Source organism: Rudaea sp. 3F27F6 (genome assembly GCF_005503555.1).
GTDB lineage: Bacteria > Pseudomonadota > Gammaproteobacteria > Xanthomonadales > Rhodanobacteraceae > Rudaea.
The window spans coordinates 58,265-71,333 of the sequence record NZ_SCNG01000003.1 but is presented as its reverse complement, the minus strand read 5'-3'; the positions used below and the strand labels follow the sequence as shown (position 1 = coordinate 71,333).

General features: G+C 64.6%; 10 protein-coding genes. 2 read left to right on the top strand and 8 right to left on the bottom strand.

Annotated elements, in window-relative coordinates; translation table 11 throughout:
• On the top strand, nucleotides 1–1,290 hold the full coding sequence (locus tag FFS30_RS13125; RefSeq protein WP_137913633.1) for a D-tagatose-bisphosphate aldolase, class II, non-catalytic subunit: 1,290 nt from the start codon (nucleotides 1–3) through the stop codon (nucleotides 1,288–1,290).
• Nucleotides 1,291–1,455: 165 nt separating this feature from the next.
• Here FFS30_RS13125 and FFS30_RS13120 read toward each other — a convergent pair whose 3' ends face one another.
• The 8 genes from FFS30_RS13120 to nudK form a co-directional block, all read right to left on the bottom strand.
• Nucleotides 1,456–4,434: a TonB-dependent receptor gene (locus FFS30_RS13120; protein WP_137913632.1), complete on the bottom strand. Its 2,979-nt coding sequence runs from the start codon at nucleotides 4,432–4,434 to the stop codon at nucleotides 1,456–1,458.
• Between the two features lie 82 nt (nucleotides 4,435–4,516).
• The gene (locus FFS30_RS13115) at nucleotides 4,517–7,876 is read right to left on the bottom strand and encodes a TIM-barrel domain-containing protein (protein ID WP_137913631.1); all 3,360 of its coding nucleotides are present in this window, start codon (nucleotides 7,874–7,876) and stop codon (nucleotides 4,517–4,519) included.
• A 408-nt stretch (nucleotides 7,877–8,284) separates the two neighbouring features.
• Nucleotides 8,285–8,515: an STAS domain-containing protein gene (locus FFS30_RS13110; protein ID WP_171014598.1), complete on the bottom strand. Its 231-nt coding sequence runs from the start codon at nucleotides 8,513–8,515 to the stop codon at nucleotides 8,285–8,287.
• A complete protein-coding gene (locus FFS30_RS13105) occupies nucleotides 8,512–9,150 on the bottom strand; it encodes an ABC transporter substrate-binding protein (protein WP_137913629.1) in 639 nt (212 codons plus the stop codon). The genes FFS30_RS13110 and FFS30_RS13105 overlap by 4 nt, the downstream gene beginning before the upstream one ends.
• Before the next feature lie 93 nt (nucleotides 9,151–9,243).
• A complete protein-coding gene (gene mlaD, locus FFS30_RS13100) occupies nucleotides 9,244–9,756 on the bottom strand; it encodes an outer membrane lipid asymmetry maintenance protein MlaD (protein WP_137913628.1) in 513 nt (170 codons plus the stop codon).
• Nucleotides 9,757–9,901: 145 nt separating this feature from the next.
• Nucleotides 9,902–10,669, bottom strand: coding sequence for a lipid asymmetry maintenance ABC transporter permease subunit MlaE (gene mlaE, locus FFS30_RS13095; protein ID WP_137913627.1), 768 nt, complete (start codon nucleotides 10,667–10,669; stop codon nucleotides 9,902–9,904).
• Nucleotides 10,666–11,502, bottom strand: a complete 837-nt coding sequence (locus FFS30_RS13090) for an ATP-binding cassette domain-containing protein (RefSeq protein ID WP_137913626.1) — start codon at nucleotides 11,500–11,502, stop codon at nucleotides 10,666–10,668. Before FFS30_RS13090 ends, mlaE begins: the two co-directional genes overlap by 4 nt.
• Nucleotides 11,503–11,644: 142 nt before the next feature.
• Complete coding sequence (nudK, locus tag FFS30_RS13085) at nucleotides 11,645–12,220, bottom strand: GDP-mannose pyrophosphatase NudK (protein WP_249352436.1); 576 nt, start codon at nucleotides 12,218–12,220, stop codon at nucleotides 11,645–11,647.
• Between the two features lie 86 nt (nucleotides 12,221–12,306).
• Here nudK and FFS30_RS13080 point away from each other — a divergent pair, with 86 nt between their 5' ends.
• Complete coding sequence (locus tag FFS30_RS13080; protein ID WP_137913624.1) at nucleotides 12,307–13,062, top strand: DeoR/GlpR family DNA-binding transcription regulator; 756 nt, start codon at nucleotides 12,307–12,309, stop codon at nucleotides 13,060–13,062.
• Nucleotides 13,063–13,069: the final 7 nt, after the last annotated feature.

Sequence of the window (13,069 nt, the reverse complement as noted above, 5' to 3'; positions counted from 1 at the left end):
ATGAAAGCGCTACTCGATCTCGTCGCACGCCATCGCTCCGGACAGGCCGTCGGCATCGCCTCCGTCTGTTCGGCTCATCCGCTCGTGCTCGATGCGGCGCTCGCTCACGCGCGCGACAATGGCAGCGCGGTTCTGATCGAAGCCACATCGAATCAGGTCAATCAGTTCGGCGGCTACACCGGCATGCTTCCGGCCGACTTCCACGCCTTCGTCATGGACAAAGCGGACGCGGCCGGCCTCGCGCGCGAACGCGTGCTGCTCGGCGGCGATCATCTCGGGCCGAACTGCTGGCAGGACGAGTCCGCGGCTGCGGCGATGGCGAAATCCGAAACCTTGATCGACGCCTACGTCGCCGCAGGCTTCCGCAAGATTCATCTCGACTGCTCGATGTCTTGCGCCGGCGATCCGCCGGTGCTGCCCGACGCCGAAGTCGCCGCGCGCGCCGCGCGCCTCTGCGCCGTCGCCGAACGCGCATGGCAGCGCAGCGGCGGTGAAGCGCCGGTCTACATCGTCGGCACCGAGGTACCGGTGCCCGGCGGCGCCAAAGAAGAACTCGACGAACTGCAGGTCACCCGCCCCGAAGCGATGGAAGCCACGATACAGGCGCATCGCGAGGCATTCTTCGCGAACGGCCTGGATACGGCGTGGCAACGCGTGATCGGCCTCGTCGTGCAGCCCGGCGTGGAATTCGACCATCACGACGTCGTCGATTTCCGCCCGGACAAGGCGCGCGCGCTGAGCGCCGCAATCGAGAAATTTCCCGGGCTGATCTACGAGGCGCATTCGACCGACTATCAGACGCCCGAGGCACTCGCCGCCCTGGTGCGCGGGCACTTTGCGATTCTCAAGGTCGGCCCCGGCGTCACCTACGCCTTGCGCGAAACGCTCTGGGCGCTCGCGACGATCGAAGACGAGCTTCTCGGCACCGCAAACGGCTCGGCGCTGCGCAAGGTCGTGCTCGAAGTCATGCGAGCCGAACCCAAATACTGGAACAAGTACTACACCGACGAGAGCCGTCTCGCCCTCGATCTGCAATACAGCCTCAGCGACCGCGTGCGCTATTACTGGGCGCATCCGCGCATCCGCGCAGCTTGCGACAAGCTGCTGCATAACCTCGATGCGAGTTCGGCGAGCGGCTCGTTGCCAATCGCCTTGCTGAGCCAGTACTTGCCGCGACAGCACGACGAAATCCGCGCGAGGCGCTTGGACAATTCCGCGAGCGCCATCCTGCGCTCCGGCGTGACCCACGTGCTGCGCCAGTACGCGCAGGCCTGCGCACCATCGGCTTAAACGCAAAGACGGCGCGACAACTTTTTTTGTTCGGCGATCCCGCCGCGGAATCGCGCGGCCGGAGCGCCGCAGCGACGCGGGCTCCTGCCCAATCCGGCCGCACTGTCCCAAACCTTGAAAGAGATAAAGCCGCCGGGCTCGTTCGCCCGGCGGCCGGCGTTGCGCTTAGAGGAACTTGTAGTTGAGCGAGACGCTGTAGACGCGACCGTAATTGTTCGTGTAATCGCTCGCGTCGCCGAGGAAGCTGTTCGGATCGTAGAACGGCAGGCGGTTGAACAGGTTCTTGATCGTGAATCCGACGCGCATCTTTTCGTACGGCTTCCACATTACGCCGAGGTTGGCGGTCCACCACGCCGGAACGCCGTCGCAATCCTTCGTATCGGGCTTGCCGTTGTAGGCCATGCACTTGCCGGGCAGCGAGTCGACGTCGGTCTGGTCGTAGGCCCACTTGGTCTTGCCGGTGTAGTTGACGAAGAGGCTCGTCGTGAAATTGCCGTAGGTCCAATCCGCATTCAGCGTCGCGCGTATCCGCGGATTGTTGTAGTAGCCGACGACATTGCCGTAATCCAGGCCCTGCGTCGGATCGAGCAGGACCGTGTCCATGCGGCGCGCAATCGTCGCTGCTACACCGACAGTCAGATCGCCCCAACTGTCGAGCGAAAAACGGCTGCGCGCGTCGATGTCGAAACCGTCGACCAGGGTACGTCCGCGGTTGCGGTACTGGCCGGTAAGACTCGCCACATTGCCGACGCTGTAGGTCGGCAGCGTCGCCGGACAACTCACGCCGCTCGCGGGATCGGCGCACATCGCGGCGAGCTGCGCGAGCGCGGCGCGATCCGCGTCGTTGATCGGGAATCGCGTCTTCGACACGATGTCGGCGGGCCGGGTGAAGTCTGGCGCGACGATCTCGTTGCGGCGGTAGATAAACCAATAGTCGGCCGACACGGACAGGCGCTTGGTCGGCTCGAACACAAAGCCGAGCGTAGAGATCTTCGCCTTCTCCGGCTGCAAGGCCGGATTCGGCTGGGTCATGCGCGCCACCGTGCGGCTGCAGTCGGCGTTGAACAGCGTATTGCCGAGATCGACGTCGCCCGGGCGCTTCGACTTCAGCAGCAGGTTGGCGATCGCATTGGTTTCGTCGCAGCGGGTCTGGTCGCGGTAGCCGCCGAGCTGAGCGAAGACACCGCCGGTGCCGGCCTCGGCCAGACTCGGCGCACGGAAGCCTTCAGAATAGGTGCCGCGCAGCAACAGTTCCGGCAACGCCTGATACTTGATGCCGATCTTCGGCGCGACGTTGGTATCGAAGTTCGGATACTTGTCGAGGCGCACCGCCATATCGGCTTCGAGCTTGTCGGTGATCGGTGCGACCGCTTCGCCGAACAGTGCCTTCGTCGTGCGCTTGCCGTCGAACCACGAGCCGCCTTGCTGGGTGATCAGGCCGTTCGCCGCATCGGTATTGCCCGGCGTGTAGAACAACTCGCGTGAAATGCTGAAGCCGAACGCGGCGCGCATCTCACCTGCGGGCAGCGTGGCGAGCGGGCCTTCGACCTTGCCGTCCCAGGTGGTGAGCCGGGTCCACGAGCGGATGTCGAAAGTCGGAAAAGCTTCGCGGATCAGCGCCGCGTTTTCGGGGCTGATGACGCCAAACTTGTAGGCCGGGTTGTCGGCCATGAGCGTGCGACCTGTGACCGGGTCGATCGTGAACGGACCGAACGCCTTCGCGAAACCCTTCAGATTGACGTTGATGGTCTGGTAGGTCACCGACGCCGTGCCGGCGGTGGTCAATGCGGTTTCCCAGTTCCAGTCGCCGACGTTGCCGCGCAGGCCGGCAAGCGCGCGATAGCTCTTGTCGGTGTTGCGCTGGCCGAAGTAGTTGTCGCCGGCATCCTGCAGCAAATAGTTCAGACCGACCACGCCGCCCATGAGCGCCTTCAGTTGGGTACTGGCGTGGTTGTAGACGTTGTTCGGACCCATGAACGGATAGCTGAAAGTATTGACCGTGGTGCCCGTGTTGCGCGCGAACCAACTGGTCGGCGCGCCGGACGTGCTGTTGAATGTGCGCGGGGTGCCGCCGTTGGCCTTGAGGTCGATGTCGGTGTAGGCGATTTCGGCGAACGCCTGCAGCGAGTCGTTCAACTGGAACGTGCCGTTGAGGTAAACCGTGGTGCGGTCCGACTGTGCGCCTGCATCGATCTGGTTGTTGAGCCAGGTCTGCCAGATGCAGCGCGGACCGGCGGTTTCGGTGGTCAACACATTGGGACAACCCGGCGCGGCCTGCTGTACGCGCGCGCCGGTCTTCGGATCGAACGCGAAATACGTGCCGGGATTGAACACGCCCGGCGCGCTACCGGTGCCGAGGCGAAAATTGTTGATGTAGTTCGGGTTGTTGACGTAGTACTGAGCCGGCTTCTTGTCGTACCAGTCGCTCAGCGGGATCGGATCGCGCCGGTACAGATTGACTGAGGCGTAGACGTTGTAGCGGTCTTCGGCGAGATTGCCGATGCCGGCGGTGATGCTGGCCTGGCGCTCGCCGTAGGAACCGATGCGCGTCGACGAATCGGAGGTGAGGCTCAGTTCCGCGCCCTCGTAGGCTTTCTTGGTGATGACGTTGATCACGCCGGCCACCGCGTCGGTGCCGTAGACGGCCGAGGCGCCGTCGGTCAGCACTTCCATGCGCTCGATCGCCGCGGCGGGAATCGCGTCGATGTTGACGAACTGGGTCTGAAAACCGGCCGGCGCGCCGTAGTACGACAGGCGGCGGCCATTCAACAGCACCAGCGTGCCCTGCGCGCCGAGGCCTCGCAGGTTGGCTTGCGAGGCGCCGTCCGAACCGGTGAACAGCGACTTGAAATCCTGCTGCGCCGGGCGCGCGGCCGGCAGGTTGTCGAGCACCTGCAGCAAGGTGCGTGCGCCCATGCTTTCGATCTCCGCCTTGGTGACGATCTGCAGCGGCGAAGCGGTTTCGATGTCGGTGCGCTTGACGTTGGAGCCGGTGACCTCGATGCGGCCGAGTTCGGTGGTTTTGTCGTCCTTCTTGTTCGAGTCCTGCGACACATCCTGTGCGGCGAGCGGTGCGGCGAGCGCTGCAAACAGGGCAGCGGACAGGCTGGTCAAAGCAATACGACGTTCACGGCTGGACGGCATCTTCGTTTCCTCGTTCGGCAGCGGCCCCCGCTGCGCGTTGGATGATGGGCGGATGTAATCGGGCGGATAAGACGAAAGCGGATCAGGGCGGGACGATGCTGGCGGTGTCGCCCTCCTGGCCGATCAGCAGTGCGTTGGCCCAGTTGCCGCAGACCTGCGCCGGGCGCGCGCCCTGCGCGCCGAGAGTGCGCAGGCTCAGGCGATGCAGGCCGCGGACGTCGAGTTCGGGCTTGACCACGCCAGGCGCCTTCACCAGGCCGCTGTCGTAGAGCAGGCGATCGTCACCCCAGACCTGGAACTGCATGCCGCCGGCATCGCGGCAGGTGTCGTCGATGCCGAGATCGGCGCGCAGCGTCTGCCAATTGCCGTCGAACTTCAGATCGACGCGGCTGTTCGCGCCGACGCCGAGGCCGCGGCGGAACTGCAAACCGTTCATGCGCATCTCGGCGCTGCCGCCGAAGGCGCGATCGCGCGCGATGCTCTTGGCCGACGCTTCCGGCAGCGCGAGTTCGGACAGATAGCGCTGCGACGACGGACGCTCGCCGACCTGATGTTCGAGAATATGGAAGGTCGACAAAGCGATCGGGCCGACATCGCGCGGCTGCAGTGCATCGACCGCGCGTGCCGCTGCGCCCTGCGCGGCGCTGACCATCGGATCGGTGCCGCTGGCGCCGTCGCCTTCCGGGTTCTGCACGCTGAGCACGCGGAAACGCAGCAGGCGGCCGGCATGCGGCGCGAACTCGATCTTCTGCATGCCCTGCTCGAGCTTGAGTCGGCCGACGGCGACCGGCTGGCCCCATTCGCCGTTGCTGTCGGCGAGATAGACCTCGTAATCGCGAACCTGACCGTGCTTCCAGTTCTTGTCGTTGCGCGGCGCCAGTTCAATGCCATCGATCAGGCGGCGCTCGCCGAAACCGATCGTCCATTCGTGCGCGCCGGTGCGCACGGCCTGATTGCGCACGCTGCGGAACCAGGTCGTCGCGTCGTCGTCGAACGCATTTTCCAGCGGATGCCCTGGCTCTTCCGCAGGGCGGTTGACCACGAGGAGACTGTCCGAAGGCAGCGCGCGACCCAGGGCCGGCGCCGGCGCAAAGACGTCGTCCGGCAATGCCTTCGCAGCAGGGATGTCGAGACGGAACGCGAGCGCGGTGCGGATATCGACCGGCGCGCTGCGCACGTGTACGGTGCCGCGGCGTTCGTCGGCATCGAAGTACCAGCCTTCGTTCGCAGCGTCGAATGCCGCACGGTCGGCGAGCTTCGGCAGCGCACGTCCGTCGAGTTCCACCGCTTTCGGCGCTTGGCGACTGAGCACGCGCAAGGCGTAGCGACGCTGCGCGAGTTGCCCGGCATAGTTGCCTTGCACCGCGCCGATGCCGACGCGCACTTCGCCGCTGCCCTGCTCGGGCGCGTGCATCGTCACGGTCTGCTCGCTCGCTTCGCCCTGGGCGTAGCGGCGCGTGTGGCCGTCGTCTTCGTAGAGCGTGTACTGCGATTCGCCCTGCGGATACAGATCGAAGGTCACTTCGGCGAGCGGCTTCTCGCCGTCGAACAGCATCGCCGGATACATCGGCAGGATCGCACCCGCGCGCACGAACAACGGCAGCGTCGCCAGTTCGACCTGGCGATCGATCTGCACACCTTGCGCAGCGGCCTGCAGTTGGCGGCCGTCCCAGTAATCGATCCAGCGTCCCTGCGGCAGATGGATGCCGCGGCGCCAGCCGCGGCTCGCGGCCTGGCTGCGGTAGACCGGCGCGACGAGCAGATCGCGGCCGAGCAGGAACTGATACTTGTACGCTTCGCTCCAGGCCTGCGGGTCCTGCGGGTAGTCCCACATCAGGCCGCGCACGATCGGCGTGCCGCTGCGCCCGGCTTCGCGCGCGAGGCCGTACATGTACGGAGTCAGGCGCATCTTCAGCTTGAGATAGTCGCGGTTGATGCTGCGGTAGGGCTCGTCGAACGCCCACGGATGCTTGCGCGAATTCGCCGACCAGCCGGACATGCCCATCAGCACCGGCGTGAAACTTTTCCACTGCAGATCGCGCGTGAACGTTTCGGCGCTGCCGCCGAAGATGCCGTCGACGTCGCCGGTCGCGTAGGCGTAGCCGGACAGGCCCGATCCGATCAACGTCGGGATGTGCCAGCGGATGTAGTCCCAACTGCCGCTCTGGTCGCCGGTCCACGCCACCGCGTAGCGCTGGATGCCGGCCCAGCCCATCACTGTCCACAGGAACGGACGCGAATCGGAATTGTTGAAAATGCCGTCGTAGGCGGCGTGGTTGGCGTCCATCGCGAACTGGTAGCCCTTGCCGGTCCAGGCCACGTCGAGCTTTTGCACGCGAGTGCCGGCCTTGCCGACTTCCCAGGCGATCTTCTCGACGCCGTTCTCCGTCCACAGGCCGGTCTTGAAGCCGTATTTGGCCAAGCCCTCCACGACTTTGGGCAGATCGGAGTAGCCGCAGCCGTAGCCGTCGTTCGGCAGAATCCACCCGCCCGGCATGTCGAACTCGCGGTATTTCTTCGCCACGCTGTCGATCACGTCCGGCGTGGTGCCGGTGGGGCCGTCGCTCCAGCCCGCGGGCACGGTGCCCGGCTTCTTCTTGTTGTCGCCGTCGTTGTAGCAGTCGGCGTCGCCGTAGGAGAACGCCCAGCGCGGCAGCAAGCCGGCGCGTCCGGTCAGCGCGGTGTAGCGGTCGAGCAATTCGTGCAGGCCGTTGCCGACGAAGTAGTACGCGTCGAAGCGGTCTTCCTTGTGCAGCAGGGTGGCCTGGTCGGCCTGGCGCAGGTCGTAGCTGCCGTCGCTCCAAGTGTTGCGCAGCATGCCCCAACCGTGTGAGCTGAGCAGCATCGGCGCTGGGCTCGGGCGGTCGCCCTCTTCCCAGCCGCCGGAATAGGAAATCTCCAGTTCGCGGCCCTTGAACTCGAAGCGGCCGTTCTGCTGCCCGCCGCCGTAGAAATGCTCGTCGGGCGTGCTCGACAGCACCTGCACGCTCTGCGTCTTGTCCAGATCGAGCGGCTGCAGTTCACGCCACAGTGGCACGACCTTGCCGGCATCGATGCGGTCGAGCGCAAGACGCAGCGGTCGTTGCTGGATATGCAGCACGAGCGCGTCGGTGCGGATGCGCAACTCGTCCGTGCCTTGCTCAATACTGGAGACGACTTTGCTCGCCGCCTGCGGCAGCACGATCGGCGTGGCCTTGTCGCCGGCCGGGAGCAGCTTGCCGCCGCGGCCGGCCTGGATGCGCAGCAGGTCGGCGCGCAGCAGTTCGATGCGGATGCGGGCGCCGTTGTCGGTGGCGAGTTCCCAGGCGGATGTGGTACCCGCGTCGGCAACGGGCGAAATGCCGCTCAGATTGCCGAGCGTTTCGGCGTGGAGCGGGCGCGACCCGATCGCCAACAGCGCGATCAAAGCCAGGAACCGGCCGCCGTTTCTTGCTTGCAACATATCCCCGCCCCCGGAGCCCGCAATACGCGGTAATTTGAAATGTAGTGATCGACTCTAGGGCAGATTCGGAATCATTGTCAATAAATTTGAAAGAAAAAGTAAGAAAATGAAATTCAAACGAAAGTTCATGCTGGCACCACGCTGGCGCCGAATTTCGGCCTGAGTTAGCCGCCCATTTCTAGCGTGTAGTCATCGGAGGCGAGGAAGATACGTGGACGAACACCCCGATCCGGCACGGTCGCGCTGAAGATCAACGAGCACCGCCGGGAGAGCTTTGTCAGTGTGTCCGAAGCGGAGCCCCACCCGATGCGGGCACGAGCCGCCAGCGCGATCCACGCGGCAGTGTTCCGCGATCGGCAGCGTATCGTCTGATTTACACGAACGAAGCCGCTATGCCGCGGCTGAAGCTCAGTTCAGATGGAGCAGCCCGTCGACATCGGACAGGCGCGCGAGATTGCGCAGAGCCTGCGGCGCGTTCTGATAACGCAGTTCGACGCCGCGCGTGCGTGCCTGCGCGGCCCAGGCGATCAATACGGCCAGCGTCGCGCTGTCCGCATCGGCCAGCTCCGACAAGTCCACCGTGTCCGCCGCGGGCGGATTGCGCAGCGCGGCGGCGGCATTGTCGAAGCTGATCCTCACTTCTTGACGCCTTCGGCGTCCATCGATTCGAGCGCTTTCGCGCCCTGGCTTTCGAGTCGCTGAGTCAGCGCGTCGAGGCTCGACTTCTGGATTTCCTCGGCGACCTGGTTGCGATAGTTGGTCACGTAGGAAATGCCCTCGATCACCACGTCGTAAGCCTTCCAGTCGCCCTGCGCGGTCTTGCGGAACGCATAGTCGACCGGCACGAGCTTGCCGTCGTCGAGCACGACCTGGGTGCGCACCAGGGTGCGCTTGTCGTTGAGTTCGCTCTGCTGCGGCAGCACGCGCACGCGGCCCTCGGTGTACTTGAGCAGGCCTTCGGCGTAGCGGTGCGTGATCGAGTTGTACATCGCCTTGGCGAAGCGCGCGCGCTGCGCCGGCGAGGCGGTGCGTGCGTTCTGGCCGAGTACGAGGATCGAGGCATAGTCGATGTCGAAGTGCGGCAGCACGATCTGATCGATGACCTTGATCAGGCCTTCGCGATCCTTGGCCAGTTCACCGCGCCGCGCCTCCATGGTCTTGCCGAGCTCGTCGACGAGGTTCTGCACGACCTGGTTCGGCGTCGGCGTGTCAGCAAACGCGGGAGCCGCCGTCGTCAGCGCGAGTACACAAAGCAGGGAATACAGAATACGCATAAGTCACCTTTTCAATTCGCCGACGAATGCCCGTGCATCCGCCCTTCCCGAAACTGCGCGTTGTGCGCAGTTCCCGTCCTTACATCTATGCGCCTAGGGCTTGGCCGGCTTGTCGGTGCCGGTGGCCTTGTCGCCCGCCGATTTGGCCGAGTCGCCGCCACCGACCAGATATTTGCCGATCAGTTCTTCGAGCTGCACCGAACTCTGGGTCAAGATCACCTCGTCGCCGTTCTTGAACATGTCCGGCGAGCCGCCAGGCTGCAGGGCAACATACTGGTCGCCCAATAAACCGCTGGTGAATATCGCGGCGGCCGAATCGTCCGGAATCTGGCTGTAACGTTTGTCGATCGACAGCGTGACCAGCGCATCGAGTTTGTCCGGCTCGAGCACGACCTTGTCGACCGAGCCGACGCGCACACCGGCGATCTTCACCGGCGCGCGCAGCTTGAGTTGGCCGACGTTGGTGAAACGCGCCTTGAGGCTGTAGCTCTCGCCCTGGCTGAAGTTCGCGACCGAAGTGGTCTGCGTCGCCAGATAGGCTAGCGCGGTGAAGCCGAGCAGGATGAACAGCCCGGTGCCGATCTGGAAGGATTGTCGTTGTGCCATTGCTGCGGTCCTTAAAACTTCCGCTATCCACGAAAGATAGGTAGAAAACTAAATCACTGAGAGCGCGGAGAGCGCGAGGAAAAGCAAAAGATCAGATTCGATTCTTCGATCTTCTCTGCGTTCTGCGCGCGTCGATCTTTCGATCTCACATCAAGAATGCCGTCATCACGAAATCGAGCGCGAGCGTCGCGATCGACGAGAACACCACGGTGCGCGTCGTCGCGTAGGCGACACCTTCGCTGGTTGGCGCGGTCGTATAGCCCTGGAATGTCGCGATCAAGGTGCAGATCGCACCGAACGCAACGCTCTTCCAGACGCCGTTGACCACATCTTTCCACACGTCGACGCTCGACGTCATATTCGACCAGAACGTGCCGTTGTCGAGGCCGAGCCAGCTCACTCCGACCAGGTGCGCGCCGAAAATGCCGAGCGCATTGAACACGCAGGCGAGCAGCGGCATCGCGATCAGGCCGGCAATGAAGCGTGGCGCGACGACGTAGGCGAGCGGATCGACCGCCATCATCTCCATCGCCGAGATCTGGTCGGTGGCGCGCATCAGGCCGATTTCGGCCGTGATCGACGTACCCGCGCGGCCGGCGAAAAGCAAAGCGGTGACGACCGGCCCGAGTTCGCGATACAGCGACAGCGACACCACCGTGCCGAGGGCCGCCGTGCCGCCGAAAATCGACAGCACGTAATAGAGCTGCAGGCCGAGGACCATGCCGACGAACAAGCCGCAGGTCATGATGATCGTCAGGCTCATCGCGCCGACGAACCAAATCTGCCGGACCGTTTCGCGGAAATGGCGCAAGCTGCGCGGAACCGCGGCGAGAATGCGCAGAAGGAAGAGACTGCACGCGCCGATCTGGGCGATGCCGTCGGTCAAATACGAGGGCTTGCGCACGGCGCTCACGCGCGCGCTCCGGTCAGGCCGAGCTGCGCCGCGTAGTCGGGCGCCGGATACTGGAACGGCACCGGACCATCCGCTTCGCCACTGAAGAACTGCTTGGTCCACGGCGTTTCGCCGCGTTCGAGTTCGGCGGGCTTGCCGTGCGCGGCGATCTTGCCGCCGGCGATCAGGAAGATGCTGTCGGCGACCCGGCTGATCGCGGCAAGTTCGTGCGCGACGAGGATGCTGGTGATGCCGAGCGTTTCATTCAAAGTGCGGATCAACTTGAGAATCTGGTTCAGCGCGATCGGATCGAGACCGACGAACGGCTCATCGTAGATGATCAGCATCGGATCGCGCACGATCGCACGGGCGAGCGCGACGCGGCGCATCATGCCGCCCGACAGTTCATGTGGCATCAGATCGGCCGCACCGCGCAGACCGACCGCCTGCAGCTTGGTCAGGACCAGATTGCGCAAGACGACTTCGGGCAGGCTCAAGTGCTGACGCAGCGGGAAGGCGACGTTCTCGAACACCGAGAAGTCGGTCAGCAGGGCCGAGTTCTGGAACAGGTAGCCGACCTTCTCGCGCAGCGCGAACAACTGCGCACGATCGAGACGCACGACATTCTGGCCGTCGACAAAAATCTCGCCCGCGTCGGGCGCGAGCTGACCGGTGATGTGGCGCATCAGGGTCGTCTTGCCGGTGCCGCTCGGGCCCATGACCGCGGTGATCTTGCCGCGCGGAATATCGAGATCGACCTTGTCGAAGATGGTCTTGCCGTTGAGCACGGTCGAAAGCCCGCGCACGCGGATCAACACATCGTCGGCAATGGGCGCTCGCTGTTCTTCGTTCATCTCAAGCCAGGAAACGGCGCTTGACGCGCCCAGACCCGACCACCTTACCCGAAGGCCGGCGGCAACGGAAGCTATGTGAAAAAGCGGTTAAGCGCCACCTCAGCCGATCGAATCACGCACGCGCCACAGCGTTTCGCGCCGCCTACGCGGCGAATATTTTCAGGGCCGCGTATTGCAGCAGCATGATCGTTTTGGCGTCGCGGATGCGGCCGTCGCCGGTCGCGGCAAGCGCCTCGTCGAAACTCATTTCGAGCACCTCGATGTCCTCGTCGTCGATGCCACCGCCGGCGTCGACGCGGTCGGCTGCCGCGTACTCGGCAACGAAGAAATGCAGGATCTCGGTCACCGACCCCGGCGACATATAGGCCTCGAACACTTTGCGTACGTTGCGCACGTCGTAGCCGGTTTCCTCGCGCGTCTCGCGGCGGATGGCGTCTTCGGGGCTGTCGGCGTCGAGCAGGCCGGCGCAGGTTTCGATCAGCATGCCGGTGGCGTTGCCGTTGACATAGGTCGGCAGGCGGAATTGCCGCGTCAGCAGCACGGTGCGGCGCGCGCGATCGTAAAGCAGGATGGTCGCGCCGTTGCCGCGGTCGTAAGCCTCGCGCGTGCGCTCGGCCCAGCTACCGTCGGCCTTGCGCATGCGGTAGTGGACGTTGCGCAGCACATACCAGTTGTCGGAGAGCACTTCGGTCTTGACGATTTCGATGTCGGGATTCACGCGGCAGGTCCGGGCGGGTTCGTGGGGAGCCGGATCGTATCGTGTAGAATCGTGCATAATCAAGAAAATTCGTGCAGAGAAAAATCATGCTCGGGCCGACACGCAAGGCGCATCTGCTGAAACATCTCAAGCGTCACGGGCAAATCGTGGCGAAGGATCTGAGCACGCAGCTCGACGTATCCGAAGACACCATTCGCCGCGATCTGCGCGAACTCGCGGCGAAAGGCGAGTTGCAGCGCGTGCACGGCGGCGCATTGCCGGCCGCGGCTGCCGCGACCGATTTCAGCGCGAGAGAACAGCTTGCGCCGAACGAGAAGATCGCCGTCGGCCGCGCCGCGGCCGCGATGATCCAGCCGGGCCAGATCGTCGCTCTCGACGGCGGCACGACGACACTGCAGATCGCGCGCCACCTGCCCAGGGATCTGCGCGCGACCGTGGTCACGCACAGCCCGAACATTGCGCTCGCGCTCGGGGAGCATCCGCTCGTCGAGGTCGTCATGATCGGCGGGCGCCTGTTCAAGCACTCGTTCGTCAACGTCGGCGCCGCGGCGGTCGAGGCGATACGGCACATCCGTGCCGACCTCTATTTCATGGGCGTCACCGGCATTCATGCGCGCGCCGGACTGAGCACCGGCGATCTCGAAGAGTGCCACGTCAAACGCGCACTGATCGCGAGCGCGGCGGAAACGCATGTGCTGGTGACGGCGGAAAAAGTCGACGCCGCCTCGCCCTACGTCATCGCCAAACTCAGCGAGATCGCCGGCGTCGTAGTGGCGAAAGACGTGCCGTCGCGCGCCGTGCAAGCCTACCGCCGGCTCGGCCTGTCGGTGCGGCGCGCCTGAAGCGCCG